The sequence below is a fragment of the Cupriavidus sp. KB_39 genome (assembly GCF_052114485.1).
Taxonomy (GTDB): Bacteria; Pseudomonadota; Gammaproteobacteria; order Burkholderiales; family Burkholderiaceae; genus Cupriavidus.
Genome location: NZ_JBFREV010000022.1, coordinates 35,698 through 53,910, shown reverse-complemented (window position 1 = coordinate 53,910; position 18,213 = coordinate 35,698). Strand labels below are relative to the sequence as shown.

Below are 18,213 nucleotides of genomic sequence, written 5' to 3'. Positions count from 1 at the left end.
CCCCGATTGCAATCCGCAGGAGTCCATGATGTTGTTCTGCAAGCCGGCGCGCGCCGGCGCCATCCTCGCCGCGCTCGGCACCACCGCTCTCTTCGCCACCTCGGCCCAGGCGCTCGATGAAGTCACGGTGGCGCTGGCCATTCCCCCGGCTGTCCACGACGGTGCGCCGTATGCCGCCGCCGAAGCGCTGGGCCTGTTCAAGGAGGCCAACCTTAGCGTCAAGACGATCGTCTTCCAGGGTGCTGGCGCCCTGCTGCCCCAGGTGGCGGGCAAGCGCGTGACGTTCGGCTATCCAACATCGGAACCGGTCATCGCGAGCTATTTCTCGGGCAAGGACCCGCTGCCACTGCGCTATTTCTATAACGGGGTCCCAGGCAATACGATGGAGTTTGCCGTGCTGGCCGATTCGCCGATCCGCACCCTGGCCGACCTCAAGGGCAAGCAGATCGGCGTGGGCGCGCTGACATGGGGCACGATTCCGGGCGGCCGCGCGGCGCTGCGCATCGCAGGCCTGGAGCCGGGCAAGAACGTCGAGTACGTGGCAGTGGGCGCGCTCGGAGCGGGGTTCCAGGCGCTGCGCACCCATCGCGTTGATGCGCTGAACTTCAACAGCAGCTGGGACGACATGCTCGAGTTCTCCGGCACAAGGATCCGGCGCATCGCGTATCCGGCGGTGTTCCAGGAGACGGCCGGGAACGGCTTCATCGCGCACGTCGATACCCTGCGCGACCAGCCCGACCTGGTGCGCCGCTTCGGCCGCGCCTACACCCAGGCCCAGATCGTTTGCGAGGCGAATCCCGCATTCTGCGTCAAAGCGTTCTGGCAGCAGCATCCGGAGACCAGACCGGCCGGCGACGAAGCCAGGCAGCTCGCCGAGGCGTCCGAACTGCTGACGCGCCGGCTGAAACGCGTGCTTTACACGCCGTCGGGTACGCTTCGCGTGCCGGGCCAGTACGATCTGCCGGCCATCCAGCGCGGCATCGATGCCATGGCCAAGGCCGGCGAATATCCCAGCGCCGACGTGCCRGTACAGAAGATCTTCTCGAACGAGTTTGTCCAGGCGTTCAGCGACTTCGATCGCGCCGCGCTGGTACGTCGCGCAAAGGCAGCCCAATGACCCGGCATCKGCACGCGCGAATCGATATCGCGCCGGCTGACGCGCTGGTGGATGTGCCGCGCGAGATCACGCTGCGAGGTTTCAACGGCGACGAATGCGTGGCCCTGGCCGCCACCTTGAACCATCCTGACGGCAGCCAGTGGGAAAGCCAGGCCGTGCTGACTGCCGATGCCGACGGCACGGTCTCGGTCAGCGCCACGGCTCCAGTCAGCGGCGACTGGATCGTTGCCGACGCCACCGCGCCGGTCTGGGCGATGCGGCGRCTGCGCGCCCCCACGCGCCCGGCATGGAGCGAAGGCACCGCACCGCTAGAGATCGCGCTGACAGCCACGGGCCAATATGGCGCACAGGCGCGCGCGCAATACACCTTGCGGTTCCTGGCGCCCGGCGTCACGCATCGGCCGGTACGCGAAGCGGGGCTTAGTGGCACGCTCTACACCCCGGCGAGCCCCGGCCCGCATCCGGCGGTACTGGTGCTTGCCGGTTCGGGCGGCGGGATGCACGAACAACGCGCCGCGCTGTACGCCTCGCACGGCTACGCGGCGCTGGCGCTYGGCTATTTCAAGGCACCGGGCAGGCCAGATCATATCGACGACACACCGCTCGAATACTTCGAAACCGCGCTACGCTGGATGCACGATCGCCTGGCGCCCCGGCACGGATTCGTTGCGATTTCAGGCGTGTCGCGCGGCGGTGAACTCGCGCTGCTGCTGGCGTCCTGCTTCCCTGCGCTGGTCTCGGCCGTCGTCGCGTACGTACCCAGCGCTGTGGTGCATGGCACGCTGCGCGCGGGCCATCCTGACAAGCCACGCGATGCCACCGCGTGGACATGGCGCGGCGCGCCGCTGCCCAATGTCTGGCGCGACAACCCCGACGCCGACTGGCACGCGTTCGATCATCCGCCCGCACCCGGCCAACCGGTACGTCAGGCAGCCGCTTTCCATACACCGCTGCGCAACRCCGGGGCCATGGCACGCGCCCGCATCCCMGTGGAAAACATCCTGGGACCCGTTCTGCTGATATCGGGCACCGATGACGGTTTCTGGCCATCCACGCTCTACAGTGACCAGGTGGCCGACGTACTGGGCCAGCGCAAGAACGGGGCGCCCGTAGAGCACGTGCGCGGCGAAGGCGCCGGACACGCAATCGGGCTACCGCAGTTGCCCGCAACGCTGATCGCAAAGCCGCACCCGGTGGCCGGCCTGCTGCTCGATGGCGGTGGCACCGCGATGGCTAACGCCAGGGCGAGCGCCATCTCTTGGGCACGGGTGGTCAATTTCCTCGCCGATGCCGAGCAGCGGTCGGCAAGCGGTCATGCTGTGGGAGCGCCCGCGTCATGAGCGCCGCACTCTCGATATGCGGCGTGGGTCTGACCTATCCGACGCGTTCCGGCCAGACCGAGGCCCTGGCCGACGTCGATGTGGAGATCGGTGAAGGCGAGTTCGTCGCCTTGCTCGGCCCCTCGGGATGCGGAAAATCCACGCTGCTGCGCCTTGCCGCCGGCCTGCTTTCACCGACGCGCGGACACATCGCACTGAATGGGCGGCCCGTCGAGGGGCCCAGCCGCAGCACCGGCGTGGTATTTCAGAAGCCGAGCCTTCTGCCCTGGAAGAGCGTACGCGAAAACGTGCTGCTGTCAGCACGCACGCAGGGACTGGACCCTGCCCGCGCAAAGGCCCGTGCGGATCAACTGCTCGACCTTGTCGGCCTGACCGCCTTCTCCGAAAATTATCCGTTCGAGCTGTCGGGCGGCATGCAGCAACGCGTCGGCATCGCGCGCATGTTGCTACCTGACCCCGCACTGCTATTGATGGACGAGCCTTTTGCCGCGCTGGACGCGCTGTCCCGGGAGACCCTGACCTTCGCGCTGCAGGACATCTGGAGCGTCCAGCGCAAGTCGGTGTTATTCATCACCCACAGCATTCCCGAGGCCGTGTTCCTGGCCGACCGAATCCTGGTCATGTCGCCCCGCCCTGGCCGCATCGTGGAGTCACTGCCAAATCCGCTGGCGCGCCCGCGCAGTCTCGACACGTTCGACAATCCGGAGTTCACCACGCTCACCCAACATCTGCGGAGACATTTCAATGCCCACTGACACCGTGGCCCGGCGGCTGCCCGCACTGGTCTATCCCGCCATCAGCATCGGCCTRCTGCTGCTCGCCTGGGATCAGGCCGTACGATGGCTTCAGATTCCCGACTACCTGCTGCCACCGCCAGAGGCGGTGTTTCGTTCGCTCGCAGATGGCTTTTTCACGGGCACGCTGTGGCCGCATATCGGCGCCACGCTGCTCAATACGGTGGCCGGCTTTGCGGTGGGCAGCGTGCTGGCCGTGGTACTCGGCGCGTTGCTGGCGGAATCCGAGACTTTCGAACGCTTTGTCTACCCTCTGCTGGTGGGCCTGCAAGCCACCCCGAAGGTAGCGCTGGGACCCATCCTGCTGGTCTGGTTCGGTTTTGGCGCAGCATCGAAGATTGTGCTGGTGGCCCTGGTCTGCTTCTTTCCGCTGTTCGTCAACACGGTCAACGGCATCCGGCGCACCGATCCCGAACTGCTCGAAGCGTGCCGCGCCTTCAGCGCTTCGCGCGGTTTCCTGCTCTGGCACGTAAAGCTGCCGGCAACGCTGGGCGACATCTTCTCCGGCTTGCAGATCGGCGTATCGCTGGCATTGATCGGCGCCGTGGTGGGCGAATTCCTCTCCGCGCAGCGGGGGCTGGGTTTCCTGATTGCGTCATCGTCGGTCAGCATGAACTCGGCCACGATGTTCGCGGGCGTATTGCTGCTTGCGCTGACAGGGCTCATTGGCGTAGAGGGGGTTCGGGCCGTCCACCGGCGCGTCGTCTTCTGGCATCCGACGGTACGGGGCCGATAGCAGCGGCGAGAAATCTAGACCAACAGACCGCGTGCGTCCGAGATCGGCCGTGGATTCAACCGGTCGACGGATCGTTGTCTCACTCCMGCCGACACCTGCGCCAGAGTGCAATGCGCCGCGCAAGGGAAATACAATCGGTGCTCTATGGGATTTTAGGCAATCAGCTGGTGATCCACCGAAGCACGATGTTTAAAACCTCCACCGCAATCCCACCGTCCCGGTATGGTCCTGGTTGCCGCCGCCAAACTGCCCGGTATAGCGCAGGCCGAGCGTGGCCATGGGCGAGATGGCGAAATCGGCGCGCAGTTCGGCCAGGGCCGCGTTCTGGGCGATCGGGGCGCCCGTCACCGTGAACGGCTGGCTGCCGTCGAACGCCAGCGTTGTGGCCGGGTGTACGTCGCCGAACGCGTGGCGCCAGCCCGCCCCGACGTAGAACGCCGCGTCGGTGCCGCCAAACTGGACGCGCGCGCTGGTGCGCAGGCCGAGCGTGGTGGTGGTCAGCGTGTTGCTGTCGCCCGGGCTGTGCAGGGCCGTCGAGCCGCCCGTCTCCGCGAAGCTGCGCGTGCGTGTGTCGCTCCAGGCCACGCCGGCATACGGCTCGAGCTGGGTTGCCGCCGATAGCGGCATGGCGAAGCCGGCTTCCGTGAAGACCTGCGCCGTGCTGGCGTGATAGCTGGCCGTCAGGGACTGGACCGTGCTGCCCCCGAGGCTGGCCTGCCGGTCGGTGTCGGCGTCGTGCCAGCTATAGGCGGTGCCGAACAGCCATTTGAGCTTGCCGCCGCCGAGCGCGAAGGCGCGGCCGCCATATAGCGTGGCGCTGAAGGAATCGGTGATGGCGCGCGAGGACCGTTCGCTCACGCGCAGCGTGCTGTTGGCGTAGCCGAACGCCCCGCCGATGCGCCAGTCTTGCCCCACCGCCCCGTCGCCGCCGAGATAGAAGCCGCCAGTCTGCTGGCGCGCGCGCGCCGCATCGGCACTCCCATGGAAATTCTGCCAGTTGCCAAGCACCTCCACCCAGAGCGGCTGGGCGGCGGAAATGGGCAGCGCTGCGGCCGGCAGGGGGCCGCCTAGCTGGGCGATGGGCGCGCCGGGCAGCATGCCGGCGGACAGGCTGTCGTTCAAATGCGCCAGCGGCAGCGCCCGTGCGCCACCGGCCAGGGTCATCAGACCCGTGGCCACGCTGGCGTGGGCCTCCCCGGAGAGACTGTCGAAGACAGCCGGCGGCGCGCCCTCGGGCAACGTCACCACGGCTTCGTGCACCGGGTTGCTGTCCGACAGGGTCTCCAGTGCGTTGGCCACGGCACGCTGGTTGCCGGTGACCGCGGCGTCGGCAAAGCGCATCGGGCGCGGGGCGGCTCCGCCAATCCCGCCACCTGCGCCGCCACCCGTGCCCGGATCGACTGGCGAGACGGGCGATACAGGGTCCGTCACGTCCTTGCGCGCGAGTGCCAGGGTGACCTCGTTGGGGCCATATGTCAGCGTCGGGTCAAGGAACGCGTAGTTCGAACTTACCGACGCAAAGCGGCCCTGCACCGTCCCSGCCGTCAGGATGCTGTAGCGGCGCGTGGACGCGAAGTTGCCGTCGGGGCCGACATGGACCACCGCACCGCCGAGTGTGGCCGTACCGCTCACCGCCACGCGGTCGCTGGCCGACGAGGCCGGGTCGGCTTCCACGCGATAGGTCGAACCGGCGGCCAGCGTCAGGTCGCCGATGACGGTCAGCGTGCCGATGGAATTGCCCGGTGCCAGCGTGCCGCCCGATGCAATCACGGTACTGCCCACGCTGCCGGCGCCGCCCAGCGTGGCGCCGTTGTTGACCGTGACCGCACCCGCCACGCTGCCGTTCACGGCCAGCGTGCCCGCGTTCACCTTCGTCGCACCGGTGTAGGTATTCGTGCCGCTCAGCGTCAGCGTGCCGGTGCCGATCTTGATCAGACCGCCGCCGGTGCCGCCACCGGCCCCGCCATCCTCGATCGTGCCGCTCACGGTGGTGGAGGTGTTGTTGCTGCCCACGGTCAAGACGTTCTGGCCGAGCTGGAAGCGCCCCGCCCCCGCGATGGCGCCGGCGGTGATCCGGTGGTCGAAGGCCGGACCGGATGTGCCCGAGAAATCGACCCAGCCGCCCGCATCCGCCACCAGCGAGGCGTTGCCGGCGGTACTCCAGCCCCAGAACTCGGTATAGCTGCCACTGCGGGTGGTGACCTGGCTGTTTCCGCCGGTGCTGCCTTCCTGGAAGGACATCACGCCCCCGTTGTTGACGATTGTGGCATTGGCCGCCGTGCTGCTGCCGAGCAGGTACGTGAACCCGCCGAGGTTCGTCACCTGGGCATCGCCAAGCGTGCCGGCGCCGTACAGGTTGATGTAGCCGGATCGATTGACCACCTGCCGGCCGCCCAGGTCGAAGCCGCCGTTCAGGCGCAGCGTTGCGCCGCCAGCGACACTGACTGCACCACTGCCCAGCGCGCCGTTGACGTTGGCGATCAGCGTGCCGGCGCTGACCTGCGTGCCGCCGGCATAGGCGTTCACGGCGTTCAGTTCCAGCGTGGCGTTGCCGGTCTTGGTCAGGCCGCCGGGGCCGTCGATGACACCGTTGTGCGTCAGCGTGCCATTCGTGACCTCGAAGGTGCCGCCGCCGGCACCGAGCGTGGTGGCGCGCGCGGTGGTCATGGCTGCGGTGGTGCGCAGCGTGCCGCCGTTCAGCCCGAGCGTGCCAGCTGCCGCCCCAAGGTTGGCGTCGGACGAAATCGCCAGCGTGCCGCCCAGGATTTGCCAGCTCGTGATATCCGTGTTGCTACCGGCGAGGGTCCAGACCGACGCGCCGATTTTCTCGAAATGCTCGAAGCCACGATAAAGGCCGGCGTTGCCGATGCCGCCGGTCAGCGTGGCAGCGCCCGTGTCGCCAGCCAGCGCCAACGTGTCGTCAGTGCCGTAGGCCTCGATGCTCCCCACGAAGCTGTTGGTCCAGAACTCGAAACGGTTCGTGCCGCCCGTGAACTGGACCGCCGCCGCGCCGGGGCCGCTTGCTACGATGGTCCCCTTGTTGACGATGGTCAGGTTGCTGCCGCGCACGCCCACGCCGGACGCACCCGTAGTGCCGTTCGCGGCCGGCGAACCATCGAAGTTCATGCCACCCTGGCCACCCGCGCCCCCCGCGCCCCCCCTGATCGTGCCCTCGTTCAGCAGCGTGGAGCCGCTGGCCAGTTCCATGCCGCTGCCGCCCATGCCGCCCTTGCCGCCCACGCTGCCGTAGAAATCGTAGACGCCGTCGCCGCCGTTGCCCCCGGTCCCGCCATTGCCACCCGCCACCACGGCATTTGCTTCGATATGTACCGTGGCTGCGCTGGTCAGCAACATGCCGACACCGCCGTCGCCGCCGTTGCCCGCGCCTTGGAGGCCCGCGATCGGCTTCGACCCRCCGCCGTTCCCGCCATTGCCGCCCCGGCCGCCGGACACCCCGCCGCCCGCCTTCACCACGATCTCGGTACCGCCCGCGTGGATCAGGCCGTACCCACCTTCGCCACCGCCGCCGCCGCCCCCCTGATACGCTACCGGCAAATAGCCGTCATCGCCACCGTTGCCACCCTTGCCACCACTGCCGCCGAACACGCCGGTGGAGATGGTGGTCGGCACGGCACCCATCACCATGCCATCCGCGCCACCCCCGCCGCCACCGCCGCCGCCACCTGCGTACGAGGCATTGTCGAAGTTACCGTTGCCACCGTCGCCACCACCCTGGCCCGGCGCGGTACCCGCTGCGCCCGCCAGCCCCCGCGGCATCGCCTGGGACGCGTTGATGCCGCCCGCCCCACCGGCCGCGTTGCGCGCGCCGCCCCCGCCGCCGGTGCCGTCGCCATCGGGCACGGTCAGCCCACTCTGGCCAGCCTGGCCCGAAGCGACGCCGCCCAACCCGCCCGGCAGGTTAAAGCTGTAGCCCCCGGCGCCACCATTGCCGCCAGCGGCCTGCGCCGGCGACCCGGAAAGGGACATCATGAGGATGGCAACAGCGCCGGCAATGGCGCGCAGGCACGGCTGTTCACCGGCGGTGAGGCTCGAATCTCTTGTCATGCGAATTTGCGGCCGGCCAGGCCGGCGACCCTTTTCCCTGCGCGGCGACCAGCGGCTTGCCGCCTATGCGTGCGCTTTCATTGTTTTAATGTGCAGGCGGGCGCCCGTGCGAACATCAGTGGCATCGGCAAAAAGCCGAAACGGTGCACGAGATGGCCCCCTCGGGGCGGGATTTTCGCAATTTTGCGAATAGAAAGATACGCCTGAGTACCGCAGATATGCCTCAAAACAACAGCCCATATGTTTTAAGCCGCGCTTCGAGGTTAATGTTCATGCGTCCCGCACGCCCAATGCGCATTCACGGCTAGATGCGCAAAGGTGCCTCCCGCGTGGATCGCCAGGCGGACAGCGAGGCTGGCCGCGACACTTYTTTCGAGTCCCCGGTCCGTCGCCCTTCGGCTAGTCCCCAATCCCAGTTCATAATAACGACCGCGGCGCGACGAATGGAACGGCGTGTGCCTGCATCTCTTATTTCGACGTGGAGAACGCAAATGCGTGACATCATCGACGGCTTCCTGCGTTTTCAGCGAGAGGTCTATCCGCAACGCGTTGAGCTCTTCAAGCAACTCGCGACGACGCAACATCCAAAGGCGCTGTTCGTCACCTGCTCGGACAGCCGCGTCGTGCCTGAACTCCTTACGCAACGTGAACCGGGCGAATTGTTCGTGATTCGCAATGCCGGCAACATCGTGCCTTCGTACGGTCCAGAACCCGGCGGGGTCTCGGCCACCGTCGAGTATGCGGTCGCGGTGCTGGGCGTAAAAGACATCGTGATATGCGGCCACTCCGACTGCGGCGCGATGGGCGCCATTTCGCGGTGCACGTGTCTTGACCATCTCCCGGCGGTTGCGAGCTGGCTGCGCCATGCGGATGCCGCCAAAGCCATCAACGCGGTGCACCATTTCGACACGCCCCGCGCCAAGCTCGACGGGCTCGTGCGCGAAAACGTGATCGCGCAACTTGCGAATCTGCGCACGCATCCCTCTGTGGCACTAGCCCTCGAGCAAGGACGACTGAATCTGCACGGCTGGGTGTACGACATCGAGGCAGGTAGCATCGACGCACTGGACGGCACGACCCGACGCTTCGTGCCGTTGGCCGAGTCGCCGACGACAGTTGCGGTGACTTCCCATCACCACAGAAGCGTATGACTGCGCCCTCCCTTCGCGCCAGTAGGAAGGTGCCAGGAATATCGTAGCGCAGGCGTGTACGGTGGCGGCCGAGTGTTAGCCATTCGACACGAAACTCCAGGATGTCCTCGACATTCGGTTCACACCGGCGAGACGCGTGAGCGTCCGCCGGCGTGTGCCGTCAGTCGGCGTTGACGGTGATGCGGCGCGACTTGGCCAGGAGGGTATTTCCCATACCGTCAACGCCAATCGAAAATTGCGCAGCGATGGAGGGGAGAATTGTAGATATTGCCGGCGGCCCATAGGTCGCGGCACGCTCGTTCTTCGTTCACCATCCAGCGTGTGTGTGCCTCCGCCGCTGCCAAGCTGCCCAAGCCATTCCCACTAGAAACGCCAGTGCCGGGGCGAAGATAGGCACAGCCGCACGAAGGACCACTCTACTTACCGTCATGGCCTGCTCTCTCGGTCGATTCATTGATCACGGTTGGGCGATGCTTCCAAAGCAGGGCCTCCACGCCTTCCAACTGCAACAGGTCCACGCCGGTGACGATCAATCTCGCGCAATCGCCAYCTGAGTCCTCGTGGGCCTCCGGGCTCTGAGCGCCTACGATTTCCACAATCAGGCTGCGAAGTGCGGGTAAAACTCCCTGCTCGCCCTCCTCGCCCACCGATTTCTGTGAAAGCTGGACGCTAACGGCGAGGCCGGGATAAGTGTCTCGCAAAGCCTGACAGGCACTGGCTGCAGAAGATTGATTAGAAAAGCTCGCCGTGATCGTGGACATTTCATCCTCCGTGCCCTGCGCATCGAAATTAACGATTCCTGCAACCACCATGCCAAGTCGCGCGCCTTCATCGTGTTCGCCTCCGACCGTGGATGGTCAAGCCTAACCCGCGCCGGCGGGCGGTTCAGGCGACTAGGGAATGAGGCCGGCCTGGCGGCAGCCCATAACCGCGTTATCGAACAGGCCGATGTCCCGGCGCCCACGCGCCACCAGTTGCGCGCCTTCGATGGCGGCAAACATCGCCAATGCGCGTTGGCGGCGCTTCTGCACGCCCGCAAGTGGATCGTCCATTTCCACCACTCGCATGAGCCACGCGATATTGACATCGGTAAAACGGCCCACTTCCGAGCGCACGGCCTCAGGCAGGGCTTCCTGTTCCGCTGCCATGATTCCACAGAGGCACATACGGTTGCCGTTCAGCAGCGCGGCCCGAAAGATCGCCACATACGCGTCGAGCAGTGCCGTCGGATCCTCGGAGGTCTTGAGCAACTGTTCCAGCATCTCCGCGCCTGAATCCGTGTACTCGCGCGCCAAGGCTGCGCCGAGATCTCCCTTGGTGGGGTAATGGTGATGGACGGCGGGTCCTTTTATGCCCAGCCGAGCCGCAATGTCGCGGAAGCTGAGCGCGTTATAGCCCTGCGCTTGGACCATTCCTCGGGCTATTTCTAAGATGCGTTGTTTGGTGTTTGTCGAAGCCATGCCGCATTGTACTAAATGACTTAGCGCTAAGTAAGCTTGACGCGGTGCGAATGAGCCTTTAGGATCTGCCTACTTATCAATAGGTAAGCCACCCAAGAACGCGCGCTACAGGCACAAAATGAAAATCTTCGACATCCCAGGCTTTCCTAATCCGCTGCGCATCCGCATCGTTCTCGCTGAAAAATCGCTGGCCGACCGCGTGACTTTCGTGAAGATCGATCTTCCCGCCGCCGAGCACAAGCAGCCAGCCTTCCTGGCCATCAATCCCACAGGCACCGTTCCGGTGCTGCAGTTGGACGATGGCACGTACATTGCAGAATGCACGGCCATCACGGAATACCTCGACAATCTCGATGGCAAGCCGGTGCTGACCGGCCGCACGCCAAAGGAGAAGGGCGTCATCCATATGATGCAGAAGCGCGCTGAGTCTGAACTGATCGATGCGGTAGGCATCTATTTCCATCACGCGACGCCCGGGCTAGGCGCCGGGTTGCAGCCCTACAAGAGTCCGGACTGGACCGGACGGGTGGAATGGGGCAATCGCCAGCGCGAGAAGGCCGAGGCCGGTATGCGCTACTTCAACGCGGTGCTGTCCAAGCAAGCGTATGTGGCGGGTGACRCGTTCTCGATGGCCGATATCACTGTGTGGGCGGGGCTTCTGTTCGCGGGCTTTGCCGAGATTCCGGTGCCGGCCGAATGCGTTCATCTGATGGCATGGCGGGCCAGGATGGATGCGCGACCATCGGTCAGCCATCCGGCCTGACCGCGTCTCCCTCCGGTTAAGTCGCGCCGGCGTTACTTCGGCGCGCCCAGCTGCGGGGGTCCACCCGGCGCCGTTGTGTCGTCGCTCTTAAAGGTGTATTGTGAATGCATGTTTTACCGGAATCCATCTGGTCAGATCGATTCCAGCTTAGTTTCCCCGCTAACCTTTAGGAGCAAGCAATGGATTCCCCCGCCGCCTCGGCCAACCTGGAACGGCATCGTTCCGCCGAGAATATGTCCGACCGTGTCGCTTTGGGCATCACACTGACGCTGCGGGTGCTTGCGGATACCTTCTTCGCCAAGCGCTATGGCAATCGTGCCATTGTGCTTGAGACAGTCGCTGCGGTACCCGGCATGGTGGGCGGCATGCTTATCCACCTACGTTGTTTACGCTGGATGGTGGCCGACCATGGCTGGATCCGCACCTTGCTCGATGAAGCCGATAATGAACGCATGCACCTTATGACGTTTGTCCAGATCGCCAAGCCGAGCTGGTTTGAACGACTGGTCATCCTGGCTGTGCAGGCCATCTTCTTTGTCGCGTTCTTCCTGCTGTATCTGAGCTCGTCACGTACTGCGCATCGCATGGTGGCGTACTTTGAGGAACAGGCTGTCATCAGCTATACGCTGTACCTCGCCGAGATTGACGCCGGTCGGGTAGAAAACATTCCGGCCCCGGCATCCGCCATCGCCTATTGGAATCTTCCCGAGAATGCTCGCCTGCGGGAAGTCGTCATTGCAGTCAGAGAGGATGAAATTGGTCACCGGGACGTGAACCATGAATTCGCCGATGCGCTGACTGCCGCCCCGATTCGGCAGACGGGCTGATCGTCCACACGCTTTCCTACTCCCCCCGCATCGTCCTCTTCGCTTCGCGCCGCAGGATCGAGACGAAYTTCACCAGCGTTTCATCCTGGCCGCCACGTCGCCACACCACGCCGACTGGGCCGAACGAGCCCACGTCGGTCAGGGGCAGGCGGCGTACCAGCGAGCGGGCCACGAGGTGCCGGGCCATGGCGCCCGAGCAGACKCCCAGATAATCGCTGGCATGGAGAATGGATTCGAGAACCATGACYGATCCTGTCTCCAATGCCGGCACGATTCCCGCACCGCCCCGCTCCAGCAGCGTGTTTTCCAGCCGCACGCGCATCAGCGTATCRCGCGGCGGCATGGCCCATGGATAGGCGTACAGGTCCGTCCAGTCGATCTGGGTGGCGTCCGAGAGCGGATGGTCGGGTCCGACCACGATCGCAATATCGTCTTCGAACAGCACTTCGTGCTCAAGCGTCGGCCCATAGGCGCGTGCATCGATCGAGCCCACGATCAGGTCGAATTCGCGCTCTTCGAGCTGGCTCAGCAGCCTGTTAAAGACACCCTCCGACACCTGGAAGGCCACGTTGCCTTCGTCTTTCTGGAACGCGAGGATGGCACGCGGCAGCAGATGGGCGATCCCCGCCGTCACACTCCCAATGTGCAGSCGCGACACCTCGCCTCGTTCGAGCGAAACGAGTTCGTCATTCGTCCGGCTGACTTCGCCGAGCACGCGCAGCGCCAGCTTGCGCACGGCTTCGCCCGCTGGCGTCAGCCGCATCTGCTTGCCCCGTAGCACGAGCCGGGCGCCGACCAGTTCCTCCATCTCGCTGAGCCAGTGCGAGACGGCCGACTGGGTCATGTGGAGCCGGTCGGCAGCCAGCGTCAGCGTCCCCGCCTCGATCAGTACCAGGAACGACTCCAGATGGCGCATGCGCAACCGCCGGGCCCACGCTACGGCGTCTTGCGGTGACTGCATGAGCATTTCCTCATAGTAGGTTCGTAAGTTTTCATTGGCGACGACCGGGAAGTCGCGGCAATAATGCGATAGCAGCGGCCGCACTGCAACCACGACACGACTGAAGATAAGGATACGACATGAGGAAAATCTCCACTCGGGGGACGATGCTGGCTGCCGCGCTGGCGCTGGGCGCCACGGGGCCGGCCTGGGCCTGCGGGGAGGCCGGTAACACCAGCCCGATCCGCCTGGTGGTCTCGCAGCAGGCCGGTGGTGGCACCGACACGCTGGCACGCATGTGGGCCGAAACCGCGCGGCGGGAACTGGGCACGACGGTCGTCGTCGAGAACAAGGCTGGCGCTGGCGGCGTGATCGCGGCGAAGTACGTGCTCGGCCAACCTGCCGACGGCTGCACGCTCTTCCTGGCCGGCGTGTCSCAGATGGTGCTCAACAAGTTCGCCTACGCGCCGCTCGCCTACAAGCCTGAAGTCGACTTCGCGCCGGTGGCAGTGCTGACGACCACGCCTTTCGTGCTGGTCGCCAATCCGCAATCCGGTATCCGCACCCTGCAGGACCTTGAGGCGATGGCGAAGGCCAAGCCCGACGCGATCAACTTCGCATCGTCGGGCAAGGGCAATTCCACGCACGTCATCGTGGAGTTGTTCCAGAAGAACCAGAAGCTCCGCATGACCCATGTGCCCTACAAGGGCGAGCCCGATGCCATCGTCGGGACGGTCAGCGGACAGACCCAGGTCATGGCGCCCACCGTCGCCACCGCCACGCCGCAGATTCAGGCCGGCAAGCTGGTTCCCTTGGTGCTGTTCTCGCCGAAACGCGTCCCCGAACTGCCTAACGTGCCCACCGCATCCGAGCTGGGCCTGACGGGGTTCGACGACCTCGGCTGGATGGGGATTGCTGCCAAGGCTGGCACACCGCCTGAAACGATCCGCCGCCTGCACGCCGCCTCGCAAAAATTCCTGACCGACAGCGCCGTGCTTCAGAAGATGAAGACGATGCAGGTGATCCCGATGCCGGGACCGTCGAACCTGCTGATGCAACTGACCGAACGCGACACCGCCCGGCTGCAGAGCKCGATGTCCGACGTCGATTTCAAGGCGAACTGACCATGAGCACGCGTGGAATGGTGGTGTGCCCGCAGCCGGAAGCTGCGGAATCGGGCGCGGAGATCCTGAAAGCCGGCGGTAACGCCATCGACGCCGCAGTGGCGTGCGCGCTCGCCCAGACCGTGGTCGATCCGCTGATGTGCGGTATCGCCGGATTCGGCACCGCAGCGGTCTACCTGCCCGGCAGCAACGTGCATGAGTATTTCGACTTCCACGCGACCGCGCCGGGCAATGCCCGACCGGACATGTGGGCCGACCTGCTCGAAGGCGAAGCCCGCGACGGCTTCGGCTTCTTCATCAAGGACCGCCTCAACGACATCGGCTATCAGTCCGTCGCCACCCCGGGCACGCTGCGCGGACTCGAGGCGATGCACGCCGCGCACGGCCGCCTGCCGTGGGCCGAAGTGGTCGCCCCGGCCGTCGACTGGGCGCGGCACGGCTACTTCGTCCGCCCCGGCATGTATGCCTTCTGGAACGACGACGCCACCTTGGGCCGCGCCAGCAACCGGGAGCGGCTGGCCTTCAGCGCATCGGGCCGTACGCTCTACTGCAAGGCGGATGGCAGTCCCAAATCCGTTGGCACGCCCATCGTCAATCCCGACATGGCCAACGTGCTGGAGCGGATCGGTCGCGTCGGTGCCGACGATTTCTATCGTGGTGAAATTGCTGCTGCGATCGTCGAAGACATGCAGCGCCATGACGGCCTGATTTCGAAAGCGGATCTCGATGACTATCAGGTGGTCCGACAAAAGCCGCTGTTCGGTCGATACCGCGACCGCGTCGTGGCGACGAACCAGCCCCCCGGCGGTGGCGCCATGTTGCTGGAGATGCTGCACGCGCTCGAACAGTTCGACCTGGCGGCCATTCCGCACAACTCGCCCGAGTACMTCACGATTCTGTGCGAGATCATGAAGCAGGCCACCGTCGACAAGGACCGCCATATCGGCGACCCCGCCTATGTCGACGTCCCGCTCGACTATCTTCTGTCGGCCGAGCGGGCGGCGGCAACGGCCGACGCGGTGCGTAGCGGGCAGCGTGTCGAAGTGACGCGCGTCAATCCGGGCCATGCGGTGCCGCGCGACACCACGCATCTCTCGGTGGTCGATGGCGATGGCAACTGCGTGTCGCTGACGCATTCGCTCGCCATGCCGGCCGGGGCGATCACACCCGGACTGGGGTTCATGTACAACGGCTGCATGGGCGTGTTCGATCCCCGGCCCGGTCGGGCTGGGAGCATCGCGCCGGGCAAGCGCCGCTTCACGTCGTCTTGCCCGACCATCGTGTTCCGGGATGGCAAGCCGGAGATCGTGCTCGGCGCGCCCGGGGGYACCCAGATCGCCATGGGCGTGCTGCAAGCCATCCTGAACGTGGTGGATCGCGGCATGACGATGCAGGAGGCCGTGTCGGCGCCCCGGTTCTCGTCGACCAGCAACGCCATCGACATCTGCAATCGGGTACCGCGGGCAGTGGCTCGGCAACTKGAGCAACGCGGCTACGAAGTCATCCGAAATCCCTACAACTACACCATCGGCTGGGTGCACGCTGTGCGACTCAGCGACGGCCGCCTGGAAGGCGGCGCCGACCCCGGACGCGATGGCGTCGCCTACTCGGTGGAATCGTTGATGTAGGGCAGATGCGSCGCGCTACCCAACCGTGGCGTACGCCAACGTCTTCGGCGTCTGGACGATCACYTCAGGCGCATCGCCAACAATGACGGTGTCGTCCAGACGRAAGCCGCCGAGACCGTAGACGTACAGGCCCGGCTCGGCCGAATAGACCTCCCCGGCCAGCAGTGCCCGCGTGTTGAATGCCATGTCTTCGGGGTACTCATGCAGCATGAGGCCCACCGCGTGGCCGGTCCTGTGGAAGACGAATTCCCCGCATCCCGCGGCTTCGATCACGGCCTGCGCGGCGGCATCCATATCGCAGACGCGCCGGCCGACYACGGCGGCGGCCACCGCAGCGTCCGTCGCCTGCGCGGCTACACGATAGAACTTCGCCTGCTCGTCGCTCGGCTGGCCGCAGAACCACGTACGTTCATTCTCGACGTAGAGCCCGTTCAGCCTCGGGAGTACGAGGTTGACGATGGTGTCGCCCTTCGCAATGCGCGCGCCGCAAGAGGCGCCATCGCCGTGCGGGGAAGCGGATGCAGCGCCGGTGAGGGTCCAGCACTTCAGGATCTCGAAGTCCTCGCCGGGGAACCGCCTCGCCGCTTCTTCCACCATSAGCGCCGCCATGGCGTGGTCCAGCTCCTGAACCAGACGGCCGGGGCGAATGTTCTCCCGGTACCGATCCTGGACCCAGTCGGTCAGGCCGGCCAACGCCCGCATGTTCTGGAGTTCCTCTTCATGCTTGACCCACCGGAGACTGCGCATCTCGGCAAGCGCCGGTCGCAACGTCATCTCGGGAAGGTGGCGCTGCGCCCCGGCCAGAATGGGATGCGGCACGTCCACAGCRATGCGCGACATCGCCAACCCCTTCTGGCTCAACAAGCCTGCTACCACCTCCGGCAGTTGCGACGGCAAGGCAAGACGGTTGGCCACACGCGGGTGCTCGGCATAGTAGGTCACGTCCGACAGCCAGACCGTGCCCTTCTCCGTGGCGAAGCGCATGTGGTTGGTGGAGAGCTCGTTCATYACCGCGAACGTRTCYCCGTTRCGCGGCACGACAACGAACACCGGYCGCTCCCAWGGCCASACATCGAGCTGGAARTTCGTTGCGTACTGGAAGAAGTCRGGCGTGCCGAACACCAGGGCATCCACGCGCAAGCGGTCCATCAGGCGTCGCATGGCCGACAGCCGGTATTCGTGTACAGCGTTGGTCAGATGAGGCATGTCGTGGCCTAGAGAGMGATGTTGAGACGGCGAATGGTGGGGCCCCACGCGTCGGCATCGCGCTTCATATAGCGCTCGACTTCCGAAGGCGGGCCCTTGATGGCATCCAGAAACTGGAATCCCAGCTTTTCCTTGAACTGCGGATCGTCAAGAACATGGTTGATATCCGCGTTGATCTGCTGGACCACCCCCGGCGGCGTGCCGGCCCGCGCCACGATCGCGTACCAGCCKGGCACCTCGACGTCGTAGCCCAGCTCCTTGAACGTAGGCACCGTCGGCAGCGCAGTCAGGCGCCGCTCACCGGTGACCGCCAAGGGCAGCAGTTTCTTGCCCACGATGAACGGCTGCACACCCGCCACGACGTTCATCATCACGGGCGTTTGTCCATTCATCAGGCTGGTCGATCCCCCCGTCCCGTTGAAGGGCACGTGCTGCATCTTGATGCCGGTGCGCTCCGCCACCAGTTCCATGGCGAGGTGCGTGGAGTTGCCGATGCCCCCGGACGCAAAGCTGATCTCGCCGGGCCGTGCCTTGGCCATGCGCACGAAATCCTGGAACGTTTGCACGTGCAGGGATGGAGCCGCGACGAAGACGAACGGCGAGTTGGCGAGCATGGCCACGCCAGTCAGGTCCTTGGTCGGCGAGTACGGCAGCTTCGGATAGAGGAAGGGATTGAAGGCCAGGTTAGACACGCCGGCAAAGAACAGCGTGTGGCCATCGGCCGGCTGCCCCAGTACGTACGAGATGGCCAGCGTGCCGTTGGCGCCTGGCTTGTTCTCCACGACAACCGGCTGCTTCCACGCCTGCCCGAGCTTCTCGGCCAGTGCGCGTGCCAACACATCGTTGCCCGTTCCACCCGCCTGCGGCACTACCAACCGGATGGGCTTGGTCGGAAAACCTTGCGCGCCGGCGGTGGCCGACAGCGCCAGTGACGCAACCGCCGCAGCAGTCCATCCCMATAACTTTTGCACGTTCATCTCGCACCCTGAAATCATCTGTTCGTCGCTACCGCTAGCGACGATGACCGAAATGTACCATGTGGTACACGATGGGRCGAAATTG

The 18,213-nt window shown here is 65.4% G+C and carries 15 protein-coding genes; 9 read left to right on the top strand and 6 right to left on the bottom strand.

From position 1 onward, the window contains the following. The first annotated feature begins 25 nt into the window (after positions 1-25). Genes AB4Z27_RS17495 through AB4Z27_RS17480 form a run of 4 tightly spaced genes read left to right on the top strand, consistent with a single transcriptional unit; the run spans position 26 to position 3,987 of the window. The gene (locus AB4Z27_RS17495; protein WP_255370788.1) at positions 26-1,117 is read left to right on the top strand and encodes an ABC transporter substrate-binding protein; all 1,092 of its coding nucleotides are present in this window, start codon (positions 26-28) and stop codon (positions 1,115-1,117) included. After that, complete coding sequence (locus AB4Z27_RS17490; protein WP_441644905.1) at positions 1,114-2,457, top strand: acyl-CoA thioester hydrolase/BAAT C-terminal domain-containing protein; 1,344 nt, start codon at positions 1,114-1,116, stop codon at positions 2,455-2,457. Before AB4Z27_RS17495 ends, AB4Z27_RS17490 begins: the two co-directional genes overlap by 4 nt. Beyond that, complete coding sequence (locus AB4Z27_RS17485; protein WP_441644904.1) at positions 2,454-3,212, top strand: ABC transporter ATP-binding protein; 759 nt, start codon at positions 2,454-2,456, stop codon at positions 3,210-3,212. The genes AB4Z27_RS17490 and AB4Z27_RS17485 overlap by 4 nt, the downstream gene beginning before the upstream one ends. Further along, positions 3,202-3,987 carry an ABC transporter permease gene (locus AB4Z27_RS17480; RefSeq protein ID WP_441644903.1) on the top strand — a complete coding sequence of 262 codons (786 nt, stop codon included), beginning with the start codon at positions 3,202-3,204 and terminating at the stop codon, positions 3,985-3,987. Before AB4Z27_RS17485 ends, AB4Z27_RS17480 begins: the two co-directional genes overlap by 11 nt. Positions 3,988-4,176: 189 nt before the next feature. On the opposite strand, the gene AB4Z27_RS17475 is transcribed toward AB4Z27_RS17480, so the two are convergent. Continuing rightward, the gene (locus AB4Z27_RS17475) at positions 4,177-8,052 is read right to left on the bottom strand and encodes an autotransporter domain-containing protein (RefSeq protein WP_441591229.1); all 3,876 of its coding nucleotides are present in this window, start codon (positions 8,050-8,052) and stop codon (positions 4,177-4,179) included. Between the two features lie 491 nt (positions 8,053-8,543). On the opposite strand from AB4Z27_RS17475, the gene AB4Z27_RS17470 reads away from it, so the two are divergent. Next, the gene (locus tag AB4Z27_RS17470; RefSeq protein WP_092294045.1) at positions 8,544-9,203 is read left to right on the top strand and encodes a carbonic anhydrase; all 660 of its coding nucleotides are present in this window, start codon (positions 8,544-8,546) and stop codon (positions 9,201-9,203) included. Between the two features lie 416 nt (positions 9,204-9,619). Here AB4Z27_RS17470 and AB4Z27_RS17465 read toward each other — a convergent pair whose 3' ends face one another. Both AB4Z27_RS17465 and AB4Z27_RS17460 read right to left on the bottom strand, forming a co-directional pair. Beyond that, complete coding sequence (locus AB4Z27_RS17465) at positions 9,620-9,964, bottom strand: hypothetical protein (RefSeq protein WP_441644902.1); 345 nt, start codon at positions 9,962-9,964, stop codon at positions 9,620-9,622. Between the two features lie 132 nt (positions 9,965-10,096). Beyond that, positions 10,097-10,663 carry a TetR/AcrR family transcriptional regulator gene (locus AB4Z27_RS17460; RefSeq protein WP_092294049.1) on the bottom strand — a complete coding sequence of 189 codons (567 nt, stop codon included), beginning with the start codon at positions 10,661-10,663 and terminating at the stop codon, positions 10,097-10,099. Positions 10,664-10,781: 118 nt separating this feature from the next. Here AB4Z27_RS17460 and AB4Z27_RS17455 point away from each other — a divergent pair, with 118 nt between their 5' ends. Both AB4Z27_RS17455 and AB4Z27_RS17450 read left to right on the top strand, forming a co-directional pair. Further along, positions 10,782-11,426 (top strand): glutathione S-transferase, encoded by a 645-nt coding sequence (locus tag AB4Z27_RS17455; RefSeq protein ID WP_441644901.1) that lies wholly within the window; start codon positions 10,782-10,784, stop codon positions 11,424-11,426. Positions 11,427-11,605: 179 nt separating this feature from the next. Continuing rightward, positions 11,606-12,253, top strand: a complete 648-nt coding sequence (locus tag AB4Z27_RS17450; protein ID WP_441644900.1) for an alternative oxidase — start codon at positions 11,606-11,608, stop codon at positions 12,251-12,253. Between the two features lie 16 nt (positions 12,254-12,269). Here AB4Z27_RS17450 and AB4Z27_RS17445 read toward each other — a convergent pair whose 3' ends face one another. After that, positions 12,270-13,214 carry a LysR family transcriptional regulator gene (locus AB4Z27_RS17445; RefSeq protein ID WP_441644899.1) on the bottom strand — a complete coding sequence of 315 codons (945 nt, stop codon included), beginning with the start codon at positions 13,212-13,214 and terminating at the stop codon, positions 12,270-12,272. A gap of 119 nt (positions 13,215-13,333) precedes the next feature. On the opposite strand from AB4Z27_RS17445, the gene AB4Z27_RS17440 reads away from it, so the two are divergent. After that, positions 13,334-14,317, top strand: a complete 984-nt coding sequence (locus AB4Z27_RS17440; RefSeq protein WP_441644898.1) for a tripartite tricarboxylate transporter substrate binding protein — start codon at positions 13,334-13,336, stop codon at positions 14,315-14,317. Positions 14,318-14,319: 2 nt separating this feature from the next. Further along, positions 14,320-15,945, top strand: a complete 1,626-nt coding sequence (gene ggt / locus AB4Z27_RS17435) for a gamma-glutamyltransferase (RefSeq protein ID WP_441644897.1) — start codon at positions 14,320-14,322, stop codon at positions 15,943-15,945. Positions 15,946-15,960: 15 nt separating this feature from the next. Here the strand turns inward: ggt and AB4Z27_RS17430 are convergent, their stop codons facing one another. Both AB4Z27_RS17430 and AB4Z27_RS17425 read right to left on the bottom strand, forming a co-directional pair. After that, the gene (locus AB4Z27_RS17430; RefSeq protein ID WP_441591224.1) at positions 15,961-17,151 is read right to left on the bottom strand and encodes a M24 family metallopeptidase; all 1,191 of its coding nucleotides are present in this window, start codon (positions 17,149-17,151) and stop codon (positions 15,961-15,963) included. Between the two features lie 8 nt (positions 17,152-17,159). Next, positions 17,160-18,128 (bottom strand): Bug family tripartite tricarboxylate transporter substrate binding protein, encoded by a 969-nt coding sequence (locus AB4Z27_RS17425; protein ID WP_441644896.1) that lies wholly within the window; start codon positions 18,126-18,128, stop codon positions 17,160-17,162. Positions 18,129-18,213 lie beyond the last annotated feature (85 nt).